20 protein-coding genes are annotated in these 20,652 nt (G+C 55.9%); 16 read left to right on the forward strand and 4 right to left on the reverse strand.

Annotated features, from left to right (window positions below):
* Window positions 1-63 precede the first annotated feature (63 nt).
* From IBT46_RS13785 to hisP, 5 genes are all read left to right on the forward strand, one after another.
* A complete protein-coding gene (locus IBT46_RS13785) occupies window positions 64-633 on the forward strand; it encodes a UbiX family flavin prenyltransferase (protein ID WP_200546149.1) in 570 nt (189 codons plus the stop codon).
* Between the two features lie 260 nt (window positions 634-893).
* Window positions 894-1,676 carry a lysine/arginine/ornithine ABC transporter substrate-binding protein ArgT gene (argT, locus tag IBT46_RS13790; protein ID WP_105591247.1) on the forward strand — a complete coding sequence of 261 codons (783 nt, stop codon included), beginning with the start codon at window positions 894-896 and terminating at the stop codon, window positions 1,674-1,676.
* Between the two features lie 74 nt (window positions 1,677-1,750).
* Window positions 1,751-2,437, forward strand: a complete 687-nt coding sequence (locus tag IBT46_RS13795; protein WP_200546150.1) for a histidine ABC transporter permease HisQ — start codon at window positions 1,751-1,753, stop codon at window positions 2,435-2,437.
* Window positions 2,434-3,150, forward strand: a complete 717-nt coding sequence (locus tag IBT46_RS13800; protein WP_105591249.1) for an ABC transporter permease — start codon at window positions 2,434-2,436, stop codon at window positions 3,148-3,150. Before IBT46_RS13795 ends, IBT46_RS13800 begins: the two co-directional genes overlap by 4 nt.
* 8 nt (window positions 3,151-3,158) lie before the next feature.
* On the forward strand, window positions 3,159-3,932 hold the full coding sequence (gene hisP, locus IBT46_RS13805) for a histidine ABC transporter ATP-binding protein HisP (protein WP_105591250.1): 774 nt from the start codon (window positions 3,159-3,161) through the stop codon (window positions 3,930-3,932).
* Window positions 3,933-4,099: 167 nt separating this feature from the next.
* On the opposite strand, the gene IBT46_RS13810 is transcribed toward hisP, so the two are convergent.
* On the reverse strand, window positions 4,100-5,005 hold the full coding sequence (locus IBT46_RS13810) for a TIGR01777 family oxidoreductase (protein WP_200546151.1): 906 nt from the start codon (window positions 5,003-5,005) through the stop codon (window positions 4,100-4,102).
* Window positions 5,006-5,250: 245 nt separating this feature from the next.
* Here IBT46_RS13810 and yfcF point away from each other — a divergent pair, with 245 nt between their 5' ends.
* Both yfcF and yfcD read left to right on the forward strand, forming a co-directional pair.
* Window positions 5,251-5,892: a glutathione transferase gene (gene yfcF, locus IBT46_RS13815; RefSeq protein WP_200546152.1), complete on the forward strand. Its 642-nt coding sequence runs from the start codon at window positions 5,251-5,253 to the stop codon at window positions 5,890-5,892.
* A gap of 123 nt (window positions 5,893-6,015) precedes the next feature.
* A complete protein-coding gene (gene yfcD, locus IBT46_RS13820; protein WP_105591252.1) occupies window positions 6,016-6,531 on the forward strand; it encodes an NUDIX hydrolase YfcD in 516 nt (171 codons plus the stop codon).
* Between the two features lie 58 nt (window positions 6,532-6,589).
* Here yfcD and IBT46_RS13825 read toward each other — a convergent pair whose 3' ends face one another.
* Window positions 6,590-7,606, reverse strand: coding sequence for a LacI family DNA-binding transcriptional regulator (locus IBT46_RS13825; protein WP_200546153.1), 1,017 nt, complete (start codon window positions 7,604-7,606; stop codon window positions 6,590-6,592).
* Between the two features lie 223 nt (window positions 7,607-7,829).
* Here IBT46_RS13825 and IBT46_RS13830 point away from each other — a divergent pair, with 223 nt between their 5' ends.
* The 5 genes from IBT46_RS13830 (at window position 7,830) to IBT46_RS13850 (ending at window position 11,823) form a co-directional block, all read left to right on the forward strand.
* A complete protein-coding gene (locus IBT46_RS13830) occupies window positions 7,830-8,291 on the forward strand; it encodes a PTS sugar transporter subunit IIA (protein WP_234480119.1) in 462 nt (153 codons plus the stop codon).
* Between the two features lie 71 nt (window positions 8,292-8,362).
* The gene (locus IBT46_RS13835; protein WP_105591255.1) at window positions 8,363-8,635 is read left to right on the forward strand and encodes a PTS sugar transporter subunit IIB; all 273 of its coding nucleotides are present in this window, start codon (window positions 8,363-8,365) and stop codon (window positions 8,633-8,635) included.
* 20 nt (window positions 8,636-8,655) lie between these two features.
* The gene (locus IBT46_RS13840; protein ID WP_105591256.1) at window positions 8,656-10,047 is read left to right on the forward strand and encodes a PTS ascorbate transporter subunit IIC; all 1,392 of its coding nucleotides are present in this window, start codon (window positions 8,656-8,658) and stop codon (window positions 10,045-10,047) included.
* Window positions 10,044-10,874, forward strand: a complete 831-nt coding sequence (locus IBT46_RS13845; RefSeq protein ID WP_200546155.1) for a transketolase — start codon at window positions 10,044-10,046, stop codon at window positions 10,872-10,874. The genes IBT46_RS13840 and IBT46_RS13845 overlap by 4 nt, the downstream gene beginning before the upstream one ends.
* A complete protein-coding gene (locus IBT46_RS13850; protein WP_200546156.1) occupies window positions 10,867-11,823 on the forward strand; it encodes a transketolase family protein in 957 nt (318 codons plus the stop codon). Before IBT46_RS13845 ends, IBT46_RS13850 begins: the two co-directional genes overlap by 8 nt.
* An 891-nt stretch (window positions 11,824-12,714) precedes the next feature.
* On the opposite strand, the gene pta is transcribed toward IBT46_RS13850, so the two are convergent.
* The gene (gene pta, locus IBT46_RS13855; protein ID WP_200546157.1) at window positions 12,715-14,859 is read right to left on the reverse strand and encodes a phosphate acetyltransferase; all 2,145 of its coding nucleotides are present in this window, start codon (window positions 14,857-14,859) and stop codon (window positions 12,715-12,717) included.
* A gap of 137 nt (window positions 14,860-14,996) precedes the next feature.
* The gene (gene ackA / locus IBT46_RS13860; RefSeq protein ID WP_105591259.1) at window positions 14,997-16,199 is read right to left on the reverse strand and encodes an acetate kinase; all 1,203 of its coding nucleotides are present in this window, start codon (window positions 16,197-16,199) and stop codon (window positions 14,997-14,999) included.
* A gap of 337 nt (window positions 16,200-16,536) precedes the next feature.
* Between ackA and yfbV the strand changes: the two genes are divergently transcribed.
* The 4 genes from yfbV to IBT46_RS13880 all read left to right on the forward strand — a co-directional run bounded on the left by yfbV (window position 16,537) and on the right by IBT46_RS13880 (window position 20,214).
* Window positions 16,537-16,989 carry a terminus macrodomain insulation protein YfbV gene (gene yfbV / locus IBT46_RS13865; RefSeq protein WP_105591260.1) on the forward strand — a complete coding sequence of 151 codons (453 nt, stop codon included), beginning with the start codon at window positions 16,537-16,539 and terminating at the stop codon, window positions 16,987-16,989.
* Window positions 16,990-17,133: 144 nt separating this feature from the next.
* On the forward strand, window positions 17,134-17,628 hold the full coding sequence (locus IBT46_RS13870) for a YfbU family protein (protein ID WP_200546158.1): 495 nt from the start codon (window positions 17,134-17,136) through the stop codon (window positions 17,626-17,628).
* A 13-nt stretch (window positions 17,629-17,641) separates the two neighbouring features.
* A complete protein-coding gene (locus IBT46_RS13875) occupies window positions 17,642-18,301 on the forward strand; it encodes a sugar phosphatase (RefSeq protein WP_200546159.1) in 660 nt (219 codons plus the stop codon).
* 80 nt (window positions 18,302-18,381) lie between these two features.
* The gene (locus IBT46_RS13880) at window positions 18,382-20,214 is read left to right on the forward strand and encodes an SLC13 family permease (RefSeq protein ID WP_200546160.1); all 1,833 of its coding nucleotides are present in this window, start codon (window positions 18,382-18,384) and stop codon (window positions 20,212-20,214) included.
* Window positions 20,215-20,652: the final 438 nt, after the last annotated feature.

Below are 20,652 nucleotides of genomic sequence, written 5' to 3' on the forward strand. Positions count from 1 at the left end.
GCGGTGTAAGTAGGTAAGATGGGCCGGAAGCAATTCCGGCCCGTTTTTTTTTAAGGATTTGGTATGAAAAGACTGATTATCGGCATCTCCGGTGCCAGTGGTGTGATCTATGGTATTCGCACGCTGCAGGTGTTACAGCAGGTCAGCGACGTGGAGACACACCTGATAATGAGTCAGGCCGCGCGGCAAACGCTGGCGCTGGAGAGTGACTATACGCTGCGTGAGGTGCAGGCGCTGGCCGACGTGGTTCACGATGTGCGCGATATTGCCGCCAGCATCTCTTCCGGATCGTTCAAAACCGACGGCATGGCGATCCTGCCGTGCTCAATGAAAACCCTGTCCGGTATTGTTCACAGCTACAGCGACGGCCTGCTGACCCGCGCGGCGGATGTGGTGCTGAAAGAGCGCCGCCGACTGGTGCTCTGCGTGCGCGAAACGCCGCTGCACCTGGGCCATCTGCGGATGATGACCACCGCAGCGGAGCTGGGGGCGATTATTATGCCGCCGGTGCCGGCGTTTTATCACCGCCCGGAAAACGTGATGCAGATTGTTGACCAGACGGTGAACCGCGTGCTGGACCAGTTTGATATCACCCTCGACAACGATTTGTTCACGCGCTGGCAGGGTGCATAGCGGATGGTGCACTGCACCAGCATGGTTCAAATGTTGGTGCTGAATCGCATTTCGTGCAGATGTTGCACCATTGTGAAACATTGTTGCCGCTAAGTCCCTTCAAACCTGCTATATATTCCCCAGCAAACCGGGCATTTACGCTGCCTTGCTTTACGCGCTGAAAAAAGCGGAGATTGCCACAAAATGTGGCATGAAATCTGCAAAACAATTGCGTGGACAAACATCACGAATCCTATAATAAGACGACTCGAGGGTAATCTATGAAAAAGCAGGTCCTGGCTCTTTCCCTGTTGCTGGCAATCACCTCAGCAGGCAGCGCATTTGCTGCCGGTCCAAAAACGCTGCGTATCGGCACCGATCCAACCTATGCACCGTTTGAAATGAAAAATGCCCAGGGGCAGCTGGTAGGCTTTGATATCGATCTGGCCACCGAAATTTGTAAGCGTATGGAAACCAAATGTACCTTCGTGGAAAGCGACTTTGATGCGCTGATCCCTTCATTAAAAGCGAAGAAAATTGACGCTATCATCTCCTCTCTGTCGATTACTGAAAAACGCCAGCAGGAGATCGCCTTCTCAGAAAAACTGTACGCGGCCGACTCCCGCCTGATCGCGCCAAAAGGCTCTAAAATCGAGCCAACCCTGGAATCGCTGAAAGGCAAAAACATCGGCCTGCTGCAGGGCACCACCCAGGAAACCTACGCCAATGATAACTGGCGTCCAAAAGGTGTGACCGTCACGCCATACGCGAACCAGGATCTGGTATATCAGGATCTGACCGCCGGTCGTATCGACGCCGCATTCCAGGATGAAGTGGCCGCCAGCGAAGGCTTCCTCAAGCAGCCTGCCGGTAAGGACTACGCTTTTGCCGGTCCGTCAGTGAAAGATGAAAAAATCTTCGGTATCGGTACCGGTATGGGCATGCGTAAAGACGATCCGGCGTTAAAAGCAGCGATCGATAAAGCATTCGACGAAATTCGCAAAGATGGTACCTACGATAAGTTGGCAAAAAAATATTTCGACTTTAATGTATACGGCGATTAAGTAGTCCCTGTCTGCCAGCCTCACTGTGCTTGCGGTGAGGCTGCATTTTTGACCACAACGACAGGATAATATTTATGCTGTATGGCTATTCTGAAGTCATTTTTAAAGGCGCCATAGTGACGCTTGAGCTGGCACTCAGCTCGGTAGTACTCGCCGTGGTGCTGGGATTAATCGGTGCCGGGGCAAAACTCTCCAATAACCGCCCGCTGGCGATGATCTTTGAAGGTTACACCACGCTGATCCGTGGCGTGCCTGACCTCGTTCTGATGCTGTTAATCTTCTACGGTCTGCAAATCATTCTGAACCACCTGACCGATTTGATCGGCGTGGGGCAGTTTGATATCGATCCCATGGTGGCCGGTATTATCACCCTCGGCTTTATCTACGGGGCCTACTTTACTGAAACCTTCCGTGGGGCCTATATGGCGGTGCCGAAGGGGCAAATTGAAGCAGCAACGGCCTACGGTTTTACCTCTTCACAAATCTTCCGCCGCGTGCTGTTTCCCGGCATGATGCGCTTTGCGTTGCCCGGCATCGGCAATAACTGGCAGGTAATTCTCAAAGCTACCGCGCTAGTTTCCCTTCTCGGGCTGGAAGATGTGGTAAAAGCAACGCAGCTGGCGGGTAAAACGACCTGGCAGCCGTTCTACTTTGCCATCGTTGCCGGGGTTATCTATCTGATCTTTACCACGCTGTCTAACGGCGTGCTGTGGTGGCTGGAACGTCGTTACACCGTGGGTGTGAAAAGGGCTGATTTATGATTGAGATTGTTCAGGAATACTGGAAAGCCCTGCTGTGGACCGACGGCTATCGTTTTACCGGTGTGGCAATGACCCTGTGGCTGCTGATTATTTCAGTAGCGATCGGCGGCTGTATGGCGGTGTTTTTATCCATTGCCCGCGTGTCGCAGCATAAAGCCGTGTGGTTCCCGGTGTGGCTGTTTACCTATGTGTTTCGCGGCACGCCGCTTTACGTACAGCTGCTGGTGTTCTACTCCGGCATGTACACGCTGGAGATCGTCAAAGGCACCGAGATGCTGAATGCGTTCTTCCGCAGCGGGCTGAACTGTACGCTGCTGGCCTTTACGCTCAATACCTGCGCCTATACCACGGAGATTTTCGCCGGGGCGATCCGCTCGGTGCCGCACGGTGAGATTGAAGCCGCTCGCGCCTACGGTTTCTCCACTTTCAAACTTTATCGTTGCATTATCATGCCTTCGGCGCTGCGCACCGCGCTGCCTGCCTACAGTAATGAAGTGATTCTGATGCTGCACTCTACGGCGCTGGCATTTACCGCCACCGTGCCGGATCTGCTGAAAGTGGCCCGCGATATTAACTCCGCAACCTATCAGCCGTTTATCGCCTTCGGACTGGCGGCGGTGCTGTATCTGATTATTTCCTATGTGCTGATCAGCCTGTTCCGTAAAGCGGAAAAACGCTGGCTGGCACACGTTAAACCTTCATCGTCACACTGAGTAAAACTATGGCTGACAATAAATTAAGCGTTACCGAACTGCACAAACGCTATGGTGAACATGAGGTGCTGAAGGGCGTATCGCTACAGGCCAATGCCGGCGATGTCATCAGTATTATCGGATCTTCCGGTTCGGGGAAAAGCACCTTCCTGCGCTGCATTAACTTCCTGGAGAAGCCAAGCGAAGGCACTATCTCGGTTAACAATGAAAATATTAATCTGGTGCGTGATAAAGACGGCCAGCTGAAAGTGTCCAATAAAGAGCAGCTGCGCACCCTGCGTACCCGCCTGACCATGGTGTTCCAGCACTTCAACCTCTGGAGCCACATGACGGTGCTGGAGAACGTGATGGAAGCGCCGATTCAGGTGCTGGGGCTGGGCAAAAGTGAAGCGCGCGAGCGGGCGATCCGCTATCTGGATAAGGTCGGCATTGACGAGCGTGCGCGTGCCAAATACCCGGTGCATCTCTCCGGCGGCCAGCAGCAGCGCGTATCCATTGCCCGTGCGCTGGCAATGGAGCCGGAGGTGCTGCTGTTTGATGAGCCGACCTCGGCGCTGGACCCGGAACTGGTGGGCGAAGTGCTGCGCATTATGCAGAAACTGGCCGAAGAGGGGAAAACCATGGTGGTGGTAACGCATGAGATGGAGTTTGCCCGTCATGTCTCCAGCCACGTGATTTTCCTGCATCAGGGTAAAATTGAAGAGGAAGGCGCGCCGGACGAGCTGTTTAATAACCCGAAAAGCGCCCGTTTGCAGCAGTTTTTATCCGGTGCACTGAAGTAACTGCCCGTAAGGGGAAGGCCGCGTAAGGCGTTCCCCTGCTAACCGCCTGTCATCTGCTTAACGACGTGTTGTTCACCGTGCAATCCTGCTCCGGCATGAAAAGCGGCGGGCAGGTTGACTGTACGATGCGTTTACTGACCTAAACCCGATGGCGATACGTCAGAGGGTTATCTTTTACTGTCGATCACATCAGCCAGTGCCTCATCTAACTCATACCAGCGGAAACGAAAGCCGGATGCCTCAAGGCGCTGCGGCAATACGTGCTGCCCGCCGAGCACCAGCACCGCGGATTCACCCATCAGCAGGCGGATTGCGCTGGCTGGCGTACGCACGATAGCAGGGCGGTGCATGGCTTCGCCCAGCGCGGCGGCAAACTGCTGATTGCGCACCGCATAGGGGGCGACCAGGTTAAACGGCCCGCTCAGCGTCGGATGCTCCAGCAGCCAGAGAATGCCGTTCAGCATGTCGTCGATATGGATCCACGGCAAAAACTGCTTGCCGCTGCCGAGCGGCCCGCCAACGCCCATCTTAAACGGTAGCTTCATCTTCTCCAGCGCACCACCGGAACGGCTCAGCACCACGCCGGTACGCAACAGGCAGACGCGAGTCCGCTCGCTCGCCGCCAGCATCGCCAGTTTTTCCCAAGTATCGCACAGGCGATGGGTGAACTCATCGTGGCCGGGATCGTCTTCGGTCACCACCAGCTCGCCGGTGTTCCCGTAAAAACCGGTGGCAGAGCCCGATATCAGCACGGCAGGCGGCGAACTGCTGGCAGAGATTAATGCGGCAAGCCGTTCGGTGATCTGCCAGCGGCTGCGGCACAGCAGCTGTTTTTGCGTCTCGCTCCAGCGTTTGGCGGCAATCGGCTCCCCGGCCAGATTAATCACCGCGTCAATGCCGTTGAGATCGCGCTGTTTCTCCAGCCCGGACCATAGCCGGACCTTCTCGCCGAGTTTTTTCCTTGCGCCAGCCACATCGCGGGTCACCACGCTGACCTCGTGACCAGCCTGGAGCAGACGGGCAACGAGCGGCTGGCCGATCAGCCCGGTGCCGCCGGTGAGCAGAATATGCATACTGTTTATCCTTTTCAGTGGATCGCGGTTACGGTCACTTTCAGCATAGGTGAAGATAGCGTTGTCACCTGTGACAATGCGCACGGTGGCTGATAACAATGGATTTTTGGTCCATTTCGGGCAGGTAAACCGTACCGATGATTGCTGCCATTCTGATTTGCTATCTGACTCACACGAGATGTTTGCCTTCGGCCGAAAAACCAGCTAAACAGGTGTTTCAATCCGTAACCGTCGAAGGACGCCTGATGAGTCACCCGAATATTATTCTGTGGTCGGATGCTAACTATTTTAGTCCGTATGTGATGTCAGTTTACGTTGCGCTCAGTGAGAAAGGGCTGCCCTTTACGCTGAAACGCATCGATCTCGCGCGCGAAGAACACCATCAGCAGGCCTACGGTGAGATATCGCTTACGCGCCGCGTTCCGACACTTCAGGTTGATGATTTCCTGCTCTCGGAATCCTCGGCGATCGCCGAATACCTTGAAGATCGCTTTCCTGCACCCGAATATGAACGCCTCTATCCGCGCGATCGAGAAAAACGAGCCAGAGCACGTGAGCTACAGGCCTGGCTGCGCAGTGATTTTATGCCCATTCGCCAGCAGCGCCCAACCGAAGTCCTGTTCGCCGGTGCGCGTCTGGCACCGCTGGACGAGGCCGGGCAGGCCAGTGCCGAGAGATTGATTGCCGCCGCCGAGCGTTTACTTCCTGCTGGTCAGCAAAATCTGTTTGGCGAATGGACCATTGCCGACACCGATTTTGCCGTGATGCTGAATCGCCTGGCGCTGCATGGTGACGCGTTGCCGCAGCGGATTGCCGACTATGCAAACTTCCAGTGGCAGCGCGCCTCCGTGCAGCTGTGGCTGGCGGAATCAGCCAAACTGGACTGAACTGAATGCGCACAAATGGATGATTGCGTCGCGGGGCGTTAATCATTAATTTAGGCGGATCGCGCTGCGCCGCGAATAATAATGACTAAACGGCGCACAGCGCCAGAACAAAAAGGGATACGGATGGTGGAGCAAGAGCCAGGCACTGAGTGGGTCGATATCGTTAACGAAGATAACGAGGTCATCGCCCAATCCAGCCGAGCACAAATGCGTGCCCAGTGTTTACGACACCGGGCTACCTACATCGTGGTTCACGATGGCATGGGTAAAATTCTGGTACAGCGCCGTACCGAGATTAAAGACTTTATGCCGGGCATGCTGGACGCCACCGCAGGCGGCGTGGTGCAAAGTGGCGAAGTGATGCTGGAGTCTGCACGGCGCGAAGCGGAAGAGGAACTGGGAATCGCTGCCGTGCCGTTTGCGGAGCATGGCCTGTTTTACTACGAAGATGAGCACTGCCGCGTCTGGGGTGGCCTGTTCAGCTGCGTGTCTCACGGCCCGTTCGCCATGCAGGAAGAAGAAGTGGATGAGATTTTCTGGATGACGCCGGAAGAGATTACCTCTCGCTGCGATGAATTCACCGCCGACTCGCTGAAAGCCCTGTCGCTGTGGCTGAGCCGTAACGGCGAAGGCGAGTAATCGCTGATTTTGTGGATAGCGGGGCGCAGCGCAGGCTGCGCCCCGTTTCTTTTCCGCGCTAGCAGCTGTCGCGCAGGCACAGCCTGGGTGCCAGCGGCTTGCCTTCCCATGGTTCCTCTTCCAACCTTGCCAGCAGCGCTTTACCTGCGTTGATGCCGATCTGGAGATGGGGGATGGTGACGGTGGTCAGGGGCGGCTGGCAAACCTGGCTGACGTCGCTGTTGCCGTAGCCGACAACGGCTAAATCATCCGGCACCTTGATACGCCGCCGCTGGCACTCGTACATCACGCCACAGGCCAGTTCGTCGGAAACGCAGACCAGCGCATCCAGCTCCGGCCAGTTGAGGATAAACTCCGGCAGCTGCCGTGCCCCGGCGGAAAAACTGGCGGGCGTGGCGGCGTTGATGACCCGATGGGGCGACATATGATGGCGCAGCATGGCTTTATGCCAGCCGCGCAGGTGCTGCTGAAACAGGCGCTGCTCCTGGCTGGCGCACAGCAGCCCGATATTCTGATAGCCGCGCTCGGCCAGCAGACAGGTCAGCTGAAACATCCCTTCAACGTTATCAATACCGATATTCATATCCAGCGGGTCGGTGCGAATTGAGCCGATTTCCATCACCGGTATGCGGGCGGAACCGAGCCACTGGCGCAGATTCGGGCCATGTTCAACGCTCAGCAGGATCACCGCGGCCAGGTTCCACGACAGCAGTGTCTCCATCAGCGCTTCCTCATTTTCCAGGCGATGGTGCGACTCGGTAAGCATAATCTGGTAGCCCGCCGGCTGCAGGATCTGTTGCAACCCGGCAAACATCGTTGAGCATCCCGCTTCGGCCAGGCCGGGAACCACCATGGCGATGGTTCGCGAAGAGGCGGAAGCCAGGGCGCTGGCGGCAAGATTAGGCAGATAGCCCAGCTCATTGACCGCGGCTTCAATTTTTTCCCTGAGTTTGTCGGAAACCTGGTCGGGCGTGCGCAACGCACGCGAAACGGTCATCGTTCCCACCCCGGCAAGATTGGCGACATCGGACAGCGTTACCCGCCCCGTACCGCGTCGTTTTCGATTGACTGACATGGCTGTTTCCGTTTTTGCGTCCATTTAGCTGTCAATTTACCAGTATCTGCAAAGAACATGTTAGTCGTCAGGTTATTGCTTTGGCGAAAAATCGGCCGACGGCATGCTCTTTATGATAGCGCTATCACAAATCCACTGAATAACTTTTGGTAGCGCTATCTTTGTGAGAATAGTCACGGATGATTATTTATCCGTTGATTACAGTTTGTTCACCCAGCGCAAAATGAAAACAGGAGGTGGCGTGTTAAATCACTGGTTGCACGATGGCACTATCCAGCTGGCTGATGAAATATCCGACTGGCAGCAGGCACTGCAATTATGTGCCGGACCCTTGCTGAAAGCAGGCGTGATTAATAGCGACTACGTTCCGGCTATTATTCGCGGTCATCAGCAAATTGGCCCTTATTATGTCCTGGCACCAGGTCTGGCAATGCCACATGCTCGCCCGGAGGAAGGGGCCTGCAAAATGGGGCTGTCGCTGCTTAAACTTCGGCACGGCGTAAATTTTGGTGCAGGAGAATTTGACCCGGTGAATGTCATTGTGATGCTGGCGGCGAAAGACAGTCATTCGCATATTGCGATGTTATCCAGCCTCAGCGAGTTATTTTCTAATGACAAGGCGCTGGAAGATCTGCACTGCGCCACAACGCTTGCGGAAATTAAAAAAGTTATCGCTCTGTTCTGAATGATTTCAAAAAATAATGACGCTGTGCTTTTATCGGCATGGTTCCGTTCGACTGTAAATAAGGTGGCGTTATGAGAATCATGGCCGTATGCGGTTCAGGTCTTGGCAGCAGCTTTATGGTTGAAATGAATATCAAAAAAGTGCTGAAGAAACTCAATATTGAAGCGGAGGTAGAGCACTCTGACCTCTCATCGGCAACGCCGGGTGCGGCGGATCTGTTTGTTATGGCACGAGATATTGCGGAAAGCGCCAATGTGCCACCGGACAGGCTGGTGGTGTTGAAAAGTATTATCGACATGACGGAGCTGGAAACAAAACTCAAGGAATATTTCTCTTCCCATTAATCCTTCGAAGCGAGGCGGATATGATTATCCAGGAAACGCTGAAGTTTGTGGTAGATATATTAAAAGTTCCCTCTGTACTGGTGGGGCTGATCGCCATGATTGGCCTGATTGCTCAAAAAAAACCTTTTACTGACGTGGTAAAAGGCACAGTAAAAACCATACTCGGCTTTATCGTTCTGGGCGGTGGTGCTACCGTGCTGGTCAGCTCGCTCAATCCCTTAGGGGGAATGTTTGAGCACGCATTTAATATTCAGGGGATCATTCCAAATAACGAAGCGATAGTCTCAATTGCCTTAGAGAAATACGGGGCCTCTACCGCGCTGATTATGGCATTTGGCATGGTGGCGAATATCATTGTTGCCCGATTCACCCGCCTTAAATATATCTTCCTGACCGGGCATCATACGTTTTATATGGCCTGCATGATTGCGGTTATTCTCAGCGTTGCGGGCTTTGATGGCGTGCTGCTGGTATTTACCGGCGCGCTGACGCTGGGGCTGATAATGGCGATTTTCCCGGCCATCGCTCAGCGCTATATGCGGCAGATCACCGGTAATGATGATATCGGTTTCGGCCATTTCGGCACGATTGGTTATGTGCTGGCGGGCTGGATCGGCAGTAAAACCGGTAAAAGCTCGCGCTCTACCGAAGAGATGAACCTGCCGAAAAATCTGAGCTTCCTGCGCGACAGTTCCATCTCTATCTCCCTGACCATGATCGTTATTTATATGATTATGGCCTTCTGCGCCGGGAGTGAATACGTTGAATCACAGCTCAGCGGCGGCCAGAACTTCCTGGTGTACGCCATCATCCAGGCCATCACCTTCGCCGCCGGGGTGTTTATCATCCTGCAGGGCGTGAGGCTGATTCTGGCCGAGATCGTCCCCGCGTTTACCGGCTTCTCGGAAAAACTGGTGCCGAACGCGCGTCCCGCCCTCGACTGTCCGGTGGTTTACCCTTATGCGCCGAACGCGGTGCTGATTGGCTTCCTGTTCAGCTTCCTCGGCGGACTGGTGGGGCTGTTCCTGCTGGGCCAGCTTAAGCTGGTGCTTATCCTGCCCGGCGTGGTGCCGCACTTCTTTACCGGCGCTACCGCAGGCGTCTTTGGTAATGCCACCGGCGGCCGACGCGGTGCGATGTGTGGGGCATTTGCCAACGGCCTGCTGATCACCTTCCTGCCGGTGCTGTTGCTACCGGTGCTGGGGGCGCTCGGCTTTGCCAATACCACCTTCTCGGATGCCGACTTCGGCGTGGTGGGCATCATTCTGGGGAACCTGGCGCAGTATCTGTCGAAAGAGATGATTACGGTGGTGATTGTCGGCATCTTCGCGCTGCTGGTGTTGCATAACCTGTTCCGCAAACCCAAACCGGCTGACGATGGCAGCAAAAATGATTCGGAGGTTAATCCATGAATACCCGAGAACTGACGCAGTTAGCGAACGATATCCGCGTGGAAACCCTGAAGGCGCTGACCCATCTTGGCTTCGGCCACTACGGCGGCAGCATGTCGGTGGTGGAAACCCTGGCGGTACTCTACGGCGATGTGATGCGCATCGATCCGGGCGATCCGGACTGGTCTGAACGCGACTACTTTGTCCTGTCGAAGGGGCATGCCGGGCCTGCGCTTTACAGTACGCTGGCGATCAAAGGCTACTTCCCCCGGGAACAGCTGATCACGCTAAATGAGAACGGTACGCTGCTGCCCAGCCATCCGGACCGGCTGAAAACGCGCGGCGTGGATGCGACGACCGGTTCGCTGGGGCAGGGGATCTCGATTGCCGCCGGGATGGCGCTTTCCCACCGGCTGGCGGGGCGCAGCAATCGCGTGTTTTGCATCGTCGGCGACGGAGAGCTGAATGAGGGCCAGTGCTGGGAAGCGTTTCAGTTTATCGCTCACCACAAGCTGAACAATCTGACCGTGCTGGTGGACTGGAATAAGCAGCAGCTGGACGGCACGCTCGATGAAGTGATTCAGCCGTTCGATCTGGCGGAAAAATTCACCGCCTTTGGTTTTGAGGCGCAAACCGTACCCGGTGCCGATATCCCCGCGCTGTATGGCGCACTGAAACCGGTCAGGGAGGCGCACCAGCGGCCGCTGGCTATTGTCCTCGACAGTATTAAAGGGCAGGGGGTGCCGTGGCTTGAGCAGTTAAGCAACAGCCACCACCTGCGCCTGACGCCGGAGCAGCGACAGGCTATTGACGCTGAAATTGCCGCCCTGGAGGCCGCCCATGACTGAAACAACTGCTGTAACGCTTGAACGTGATACCACTGAAATGCGTAAAGTTTACGCCAACTTCATTCGTGAGCAGGTTTCCGCCGGAACGCCGGTGATTGCGCTGGAAGCCGATCTGATGAGTTCGATGGCGATGGACGGCGTGCAGCGGGACTGGCCGCAGCACGTTATTAACTGCGGCATTATGGAGGCTAACGTGATTGGCGTTTCTGCCGGTCTGTCGCTGACCGGGCGCACGCCGTTTGTGCATACCTTCACCGCTTTTGCCAGCCGCCGCTGCTTCGATCAGCTGTTTATGGCACTCGACTATCAAAAGAACAACGTTAAGGTTATCGCCTCCGATGCGGGGGTGACGGCCTGCCACAACGGCGGCACGCATATGTCGTTTGAAGATATGGGCATTGTGCGCGGCCTGGCAAACTCGGTGGTGATGGAGGTCACCGATGCGACGATGTTCCGCGATATTTTGCAGCAGCTGGCGACGCTGCGCGGTTTTTACTGGGTACGCACTATCCGCAAGCAGGCGGCAAAAATCTATCCGGAGGGCACGCGTTTTACCATTGGCAAAGGTAATGTGCTGCGCGACGGCAGTGATATTACGCTTATTGCCAACGGCATCATGGTGGCTGAAGCGCTGGTAGCCGCCGATCGGCTGGCAGAGGAGGGGGTTAGCGCGGCAGTGATTGATATGTTTACCCTCAAGCCGATCGATCGCATGCTGGTTAAAAACTATGCGGAGAAAACCGGGCGGATCGTGACCTGCGAAAATCACAGTATTCATAACGGGCTGGGGTCGGCGGTGGCGGAGGTGCTGGTTGAAAACTGCCCGGTGCCGATGCGGCGGGTTGGGGTGAAGGAGCGCTATGGTCAGGTGGGAACGCAGGAGTGGCTTCAGCAGGAGTATGGGTTGACGGCGGAGGATATTGTGGCTGCGGCGCGTGAATTGCTGTAGTTAGGGTAATTCTGGATCGCAATTTTTTTGTTACGGGCCAGGAACCCGGAGCATGTGATGCCTGAGCTCGCGCTGGCTGGTGGCTGCCCCGTCTGGCTGTCCTCGCGCCACGCGTTGCGTGGTGCCCTCACTGCGTGCGTCAGCCTGTCGGACCGGCTCAGACGATAAATCACTGAGTTTTTTGGTGCAGTGGTGCATGTGCTGGCTGGTAGCTGCCCCGTCTGGCCGGTCCTCGCGCCACGCGCTGCGTGGTGCCCTCACTGCGTTCGTCAGCCTCTCGGACCGGCTCAGACGGCACATCCGTGTGCCGACCGAGCCTTGTGCCCGCGTCCTGCGGGCGCATCCTGGCTTCCTTTCTTCGTTCAGCGCTGCGGATTGCCAGCCGTGGCAGCCACCAGCCAGCACCGTTATTACAGAGCTGTCTGGCGGTGATTCAGGGTCTGTTCAGCGTTTGATTTGCAGTCTGGACGATTCGCCTTTCAAAGAAAAGCGACATCTGTCGATTGAAGGGGGAACAGCTCGGGCGGGGGATTAAAGGCAATCCGCAGCGCTGAGGTGAAAGCAGCAGGCCAGGAGACGCCAGCCGGGAAGCGGGCGTCAGGCGGGGTCGGTACAGGGATGTACCGTCTCCGCCGGTCCGACAGGCCGGATGCTGTAACCGAGGGAACCACGCATCGCGTGGCGTGAGGACCGCCGGCAACCCCCGCCCAGGCTGGGCACCCATTTCCTGGTATCACAGCAACACCACCCGGAGATCGTAATATCCAGAAATCTCATCCGCAACATCCAGCCCCTTGCCACCAGCCATAAAAAAAGCCGCTATCCCGAAAGATAGCGGCTTTAATCGATCAGCATCAGGCCGTAAGACCTGCTACTGCATCAGAACTTAAATCAACCTTCAGCCTGCTTGGACTGAATCGCCGTCAGCGCGATGGTGTAGACAATATCATCCACAAGCGCACCGCGAGACAGGTCGTTCACCGGCTTACGCATACCCTGCAGCATTGGACCGATGGAAATCAGATCCGCAGAACGCTGTACCGCTTTGTAAGTGGTGTTACCGGTGTTCAGATCCGGGAAGATGAACACCGTAGCACGGCCGGCAACCGGGGAGTTTGGTGCCTTAGACTTGGCAACATCGTCCATGATCGCGGCGTCATACTGCAGCGGACCATCGATAACCAGATCCGGACGTTTTTCCTGCGCGATGCTGGTCGCTTCACGCACTTTCTCAACGTCGCTACCGGCACCGGAGTTACCGGTAGAATAGGAGATCATCGCAACGCGCGGCTCAATACCGAAGGCAGTCGCGGAATCCGCTGACTGAATGGCGATCTCTGCCAGCTGCTCCGGGTTCGGGTCCGGGTTAATGGCGCAGTCGCCGTAAACCAGAACCTGCTCAGGCAGCAGCATGAAGAACACGGAAGAGACCAGCGAGCTGTTTGGCGCGGTCTTGATCAGCTGTAGCGGTGGGCGAATGGTGTTCGCCGTTGTGTGCACCGCACCGGATACCAGGCCGTCAACTTCACTGGCTTCCAGCATCATGGTGCCCAGCATCACGTTGTCTTCCAGCTGCTCCTGGGCGACCACTTCGGTCATGCCTTTGCTCTTGCGCAGTTCAACCAGGCGGGCAACGTAGTTTTCACGCACCACTGCCGGGTCAACAATCTCAATGCCTTTGCCCAGCTCTACGCCCTGAGCAGCCGCAACGCGCTGGATCTCTTCCGGGTTACCCAGAAGAATACAGGTAGCGATGCCGCGCTCGGCACAGATGGCTGCCGCTTTCACGGTACGCGGCTCGTCGCCTTCCGGCAGAACGATACGTTTACCGGCTTTACGCGCCAGCTCGGTCAGCTGGTAGCGGAAGGCTGGCGGAGACAGACGACGGCTGCGCTCGGAAGCCGCAGTCAGCGACTCGACCCACTCGGCGTCGATATGGCTGGCAACGTATTCCTGCACGCGCTCAATGCGCTGAGTATCGTCGGTTGGCACTTCCAGGTTGAAGCTCTGCAGGCTCAGAGAAGTCTGCCAGGTGTTGGTATCTACCATAAATACCGGCAGGCCGGTCTGGAATGCGCGCTCGCACAGTTTCTGGATAGGCGCATCGATTGCATAACCACCGGTCAGCAGGATCGCACCAATTTCCACGCCGTTCATGGCGGCCAGGCAGGCGGCAACCAGCACGTCAGGGCGGTCTGCGGAGGTCACCAGCAGCGAGCCCGGGCGGAAATGCTCAAGCATATGCGGCAGGCTACGTGCGCAGAAGGTCACTGACTTAATACGACGGGTCTGAATATCACCTTCGTTGATGATACGTGCATTCAGGTGGCGGCTCATGTCGATAGCGCGGGTGGCAATCAGATCGAAGCTCCACGGCACGCAGCCCAGAACCGGCAGCGGGCTGTTAGCAAACAGCTGCTTCGGATCGATGTTGGCGACGTTAGCCTTGGTGGAATCATCAAAGATTTCGGACAGATCCGGACGAGTGCGGCCCTGTTCGTCCACCGGTGCGTTCAGTTTGTTGATGATCACGCCGGTGATGTTTTTATTCTTGCTGCCGCCGAAGCTGCTTTGAGTCAGCTCGATGCGCTCTTTCAGCTGCGCCGGAGAATCGTTGCCCAACGCCATGATGAACACAATTTCAGCATTCAGCGTTTTAGCAATTTCATAGTTCAGCGACTGCGCGAACTGATGCTTGCGCGTTGGCACCAGACCTTCAACCAGCACCACTTCCGCATCGCGGGTGTTTTCGTGGTAGCGGGCGATGATCTCTTCCATCAGCACGTCCTGCTGGTTGGAACCCAGCAGAGATTCCACGCGGCTCATTGCCAGCGGCTCGGCGGCCGGGATGCTGGAGTTTTTGCGGATGATGGTCGTGGTCTGATCCGGTGCATTGCCGCCGGTACGCGGCTGAGCGATCGGTTTAAACACGCTCAGACGAACGCCTTTACGTTCCATAGCACGAATGACGCCCAGGCTGACGCTGGTCAGGCCGACGCTGGTGCCGGTAGGGATTAACATAATAGTACGAGACACGATAACCTCTCTAATAGCCTGCATTTATCCGTCTGCATCAGTACCGATGGCATTTTTGCAGCGCAAACCAGGGCTATATCGTTACTTCTGCTCTCTGAAAACAACTCCGTCAGCCTGAGCTGACGGAGATTAGTAAATTAAGCGGTCAGGCGGGCTGCGTCCTGCGCGATAACCAACTCTTCATTGGTTGGGATCACGATGGCCGGACGGGTGCCTTCTTTGTTGATGAAGCCTGATTTGCCGAAGCGGGCAGCCAGGTTACGCTCGTGGTCAACCTCGAAGCCCAGCAGCGCCAGTTTGCCCAGCGACAGTTCACGCACCATCGCCGCGTTTTCACCGATACCGCCGGTGAAGATAACCGCATCCAGGCGGCCATCCATCAGCGCCGCGTAGGCACCGATATACTTGGCCAGACGGTGGCAGTATACGTCCATCGCACGTTTTGCATCGGCTTTGGTTTCGTAGTTATCTTCAACATAGCGGCAGTCGCTGGTCACTTCGGTCAGGCCCAGCAGGCCAGACTCTTTGGTCAGCAGCTTGTTGATGGCGTCAACGTTCATGCCCAGCGTGTCGTGCAGGAAGAAGACCACAGCCGGGTCGATGTCACCACTGCGGGTGCCCATCACCAGGCCTTCCAGCGGGGTCAGACCCATTGAGGTGTCAACGCAAACGCCGTTGCGGATAGCTGAAACGGAACCGCCGTTGCCGAGGTGGCAGGTGATAATGTTAACGTCTTCAACCGGCTTGTTCAGAACTTTTGCCGCTTCCTGAGTCACATAGTAGTGGCTGGTGCCGTGTGCGCCGTAGCGACGGACGCCGTGTTCTTTATACAGTTTGTACGGCAGAGCGTAGAGGTAAGACTCTTCCGGCATGGTCTGATGGAAAGCGGTATCGAAAACGGCTACGTTTTTATCAGCCAGATGCGGGAAGTTTTTCAGCGCTTCATCAATACCGATCAGGTGTGCCGGGTTGTGCAGCGGTGCAAAATCAGAAGCGTCTTTAATGCCCTGGATAACAGAATCGTCAATCAGCACGGATTGGGTCAGTTTCTCGCCGCCGTGAACAATACGGTGGCCGATTGCTGCGATTTGTGCTGAAAGTTCTGGTTTTTGTGCCAGAATAGTTTTAACCATGAAGTTTAGTGCTTCACTGTGCGCCGCGCCGGCACCCAGAGCCGCTTCCTGTTTAGCGCCGTCCAGTTTCCATTTGATACGGGCTTCCGGCAGGTGGAAGCATTCAGCTAAACCTGACAGGAATTCGTCACCGTTTGCCGGATCGATGATGGCAAACTTAAGGGAAGAACTACCGCAGTTCAGAACCAGTACTAACTTACTCGACATGGAAGGTCCTATTTATCAAAAGTGGCGAAATAAAAGTCAAACAGACTATCAGCGTAGCGCATGAAAGCTGGTACATTAATGACACATGTCATACTGACGAGAACTTTACAGCTATCGGCAGTAAAAAATTTTGGATATTTTACGGGATTTTTTTAAATCCTGTTCGATCTTTCATGGCCCGACCAGTTTTTGACCGCAGTTACCCGCTGTCCAGGGTCGAAAACGCGCTCAGGATAACCAGAGTGGCCCACAAAGACAAAATATTTTGAATAATGTCATGTAAAGTTGGTGTATTGCGATTTTTTTTTAATTTTTATCTCTGAAGTTGAGGTCCGCTATGGCGAATGAATCCGGCTCCGTAGGTTGGTTCAAGCTGTTCCAAAATGGGCAGCATTATATGAAAACCTGGCCTGTCGATAAGCGTCTTGCGCCGGTGTTTCCTGAAAACAGGGTTACGCGCGCCACGCGTTTTGCAATTGCATTTATGCCGCCGCTGGCGGTGTTCACTCTGACCTGGCAAATCGCGTTGGGCGGCCAGCTTGGTCCCGCGGTTGCTACTGCGCTATTTGCCTGTAGCCTGCCGATGCAGGGACTGTGGTGGCTGGGTAAACGTTCCATCACGCCGCTGCCGCCGACATTATTAACCTGGTTCCATGATGTGCGTGAAAAGTTACAGGCGGCGGGGCAGGCGATTGCTCCGGTGGAAGGCAAGCCGACCTATCAGTCGCTGGCCGATGTGCTGAAGCGCGCGTTCAAGCAGCTGGATAAAACTTTCCTCGACGATCTCTGATCTGTCGCGATTGTTCATCGATTAACACGTTACGTTTTTCCTGAGCGGGTTTTCATCTGGAAACCCGTTTTGCATCAAAGAAGCTCCCCACGCGGCTGTGAGATCCTTATCCACAACTTAATTTCCGCAACCAGGGAGCCCCCGATGGACATGACCCCAGCCCAACGTTTAATTCTTTCCAATCAGTACCAGATTATGGCCATGCTTGATGCCGAAAACGCTGAACACTATCAGCGCTGCCAGACCATCATCAAGCGCGGTTATGGTTTGCAGATGCGCGAGCTGGATAGCGAACTCAGTCAGCTACCCGAAGCTGAATGCCGTACGCTGCTGGCAATGATGGAGATGCACCACGCGCTGCATATATCCTGGAGTAATCTGAAAGATGCGCAGGATATCGATCCGCGCAGGCTGCAATTTCTCGGCTTCGACGGCAACAGCGAAGGGCGATACCTTGGCTACACGCGCTTTATGGTCGAGCGTGAAGGGCGCTATACGCATTTTCCTGCCGGCAGTCACCGGTTTGATGCGCAGGTTCCGATGTGGGAAAAGTATCAACGAATGCTTGCTGTATGGCACAATTGTCCGCGACAGTATCATTTGAGTGCGAACGAAATCGCACAAATTATTAACGCCTGATGAGGACGTCGCAGTGAAGTGTAAAGGTTTTCTGTTCGATCTGGATGGCACGCTGGTAGATTCCCTGACGGTTGTGGAGCGGGCCTGGAGTAACTGGGGGCGTCGTCGGGGGATTGATACCGAAGAGATCCTGGCTTTTATCCACGGCAAGCAGGCCATCACCTCACTGCGTCACTTTATGCAAGGTGCCTCGGCTGAAGAGGTTCAGCAGGAGTTTCTGGCCCTTGAGCGCCTGGAAGCTGAGGACACGGACGGCATTGTGGCTTTGCCGGGGGCATTATCCCTGCTGGCAACGCTGGATGAGCTGGAGATCCCCTGGGCGATCGTGACCTCCGGTTCTGTGCCGGTGGCCAGCGCCCGCCATGGCGCAACCGGGCTGCCGGAACCGCATGCATTTGTCACCGCTGAGCGCGTGGAACGCGGAAAGCCGGAGCCGGATGCCTATCTGCTGGGTGCGCATCTGTTGGGCCTGGAGCCGGAAGAGTGCGTGGTGGTGGAAGATGCCGCTGCGGGTATTCTTTCCGGTCTGGCGGCAGGTTGCCACGTGGTGGCGGTTAACGCGCCTGCCGATGCACCGCGCCTCAGTGAAGTGGATATGGCGCTGACCTCGCTGGAAGAGCTGATCGTACACCGCGACCCTGACGGGACGGTGAATGTCCATCGTAAGCACTAATCCCTTGATTTAACCCCGCTATTGCGGGGTTTTTTTATGTCATGCTGTTGGCAACTGTAGCCGCCTGACGGGAATCTGCCGTGAACAATCAACTGCTCTGGGTACTTTGCCTGCTGGCTTTTGTGGTGATGCTTTTTATTACCGGCAAGCTGCGTATGGAAGTCGTTGCGCTGCTGGTCATTATTGCCTTTGTGCTGAGCGGCACGCTGACGCTGCAGGAGGCGACACTCGGCTTTAGCGATCCTAACGTGATCCTGATCGCCGCGCTGTTTGTGGTCGGTGAAGGGTTGGTGCGCACCGGCGTGGCGCTGCAGCTGGGCGAGTGGCTGATTAAAGTGGCTGGCAACAGTGAGAGCCGCGTGGTGGTGCTGCTGATGCTCACCGTCGCCGGGCTGGGGGCGGTAATGAGCTCGACCGGTGTGGTCGCGATTTTTATTCCGGTGGTGTTGAGCGTCGCCGTCAAAATCAACAGCTCCCCCGGTCGCCTGATGATGCCGTTAAGCTTCGCCGGATTGATCAGCGGGATGATGACGCTGGTCGCCACGCCGCCCAACCTGGTGGTTAACAGTGAGCTGGTGCGCGAAGGGCTGAACGGTTTCGGCTTTTTCGCCGTTACGCCGATTGGGCTGGTGGTGCTGCTGTTGGGCATTGGTTATATGCTGCTGGCGCGTTTCTGGCTGGTGACGCCGACCGCCGCCGACCGCCCGGGGCAGGCGCGGCGTACCTTCCGCGAACTGATCCATCAATACCGGTTAAGCGGCCGTGCCCGTCGTCTGGCTATTCGCCCGGATTCTCCGCTGATTGGTCATCGACTGGACGATTTACAGCTGCGAGAGCGCTTCGGTGCCAGCGTGGTGGGACTGGAGCGCTGGCGTAAATTCCGTCGGGTAATGGTGCCGGTAACCGGCACCACCGAGTTTCGCAGCGGCGACGTGCTGCTGATTGATATGTCTGCCGCTGAGATCGATCTGCGCGAGTTTTGCACCAGTCAGCAGCTGGAACCCATGGTGCTGCGCGGTGAATACTTTTCCGATCGCGCCCGCGACGTTGGCATGGCCGAAGTATCACTGCTTGCCGACTCACCGCTACAGGGCAAAAGTCTGAGGGAAATCGCTTTTCGTTCGCGTTACGGCATCAGCGTAGTGGGGATGCGGCGCGGCAGCGAAGTGCTGGAAAACGCCTTTACGGATGAGCCGCTGGCGCTGGGCGATATTCTGCTGGTGATGGGCGACTGGAAAAAGATTGCCCAGATTCAGCAGCAGACCCAGCGCGATTTTATGGTGCTGAACCTGCCTGCCGAGGTGGATGAGGTCGCACCGGCCAGCAGTCAGGCTCCGCATGCGCTGTTCTGCCTGGCGTTAATGGTGGCGATGATGCTGACCGAGGAGATTCCGAATCCGATTGCCGCGATCATTGCCTGCCTGCTGATGGGCAAGTTCCGCTGTATTGACGCGGAAAGCGCGTGGCGGTCGATTCACTGGCCGGGGCTGATTCTGATTGTCGGGATGATGCCTTTTGCGCTGGCGCTGCAAAAGACCGGTGGCGTGGCGCTAATCGTTGACGGGTTGATGCAGCTGGCGGGTGGGCACAGTCCGCAGGTGATGCTGGTCTGTCTGTTTGTACTCTGCGCCACCATCGGGCTGTTTATTTCCAATACCGCTACGGCGGTGCTGATGGCGCCGATTGGTGTGGCGGCCGCGCATCAGATGGGCGTATCGCCTTATCCGTTTACTATGGCGGTGGCCGTAGCGGCATCGGCGGCGTTTATGACGCCGGTGTCTTCGCCGGTGAATACGCTGGTGTGTGCGCCGGGCGGATATCGGTTCTTTGATTTTGTGAAGGTTGGGGTGCCGTTTACGCTGATTGTGATGGTGGTTAGCGTGCTGTTGATTCCACGGCTGTTTCCGTTCTGATTCTTTGCTGCTGGCCTCTCTCCCACATAATGCTCGCTGGTTGTTAAGTTAAGTTTTAATTGCTTCAAAGTCCGATCGTGTTTTCTTAAAAGTCGATACCAGAATTCAACATCAAACGTGTGGCCTGTCCGCCATGGGAATCTGTAATTCATAACGCAGTAAGAAAGCCCCAGTTCGGCTGTAGGGACGCGGATGAACACAGTGAAGGAATCGCAAAGGGGGCCAGGCCCCGGCCGAACGCTGCCCGGAAGCGTCACGCTGAAGTTCTGATAATCCAGGGCGAGGCATCCGCCTCGCCCTGAATCCGCCATTGTCCTTTCCTGCCCGTACTGATTACTTGCCAATTTCACCCCGACGTAAAAAAACTGCCGATTTAACAGAAAATTTATCCTCCGTATTCGTTTTATTAACCAGAGACCCGAATTCCCGGGGATGCCG

It is taken from the genome of Erwinia sp. S38 (genome assembly GCF_016624545.1).
Taxonomy (GTDB): domain Bacteria; phylum Pseudomonadota; class Gammaproteobacteria; order Enterobacterales; family Enterobacteriaceae; genus Erwinia; species Erwinia coffeiphila.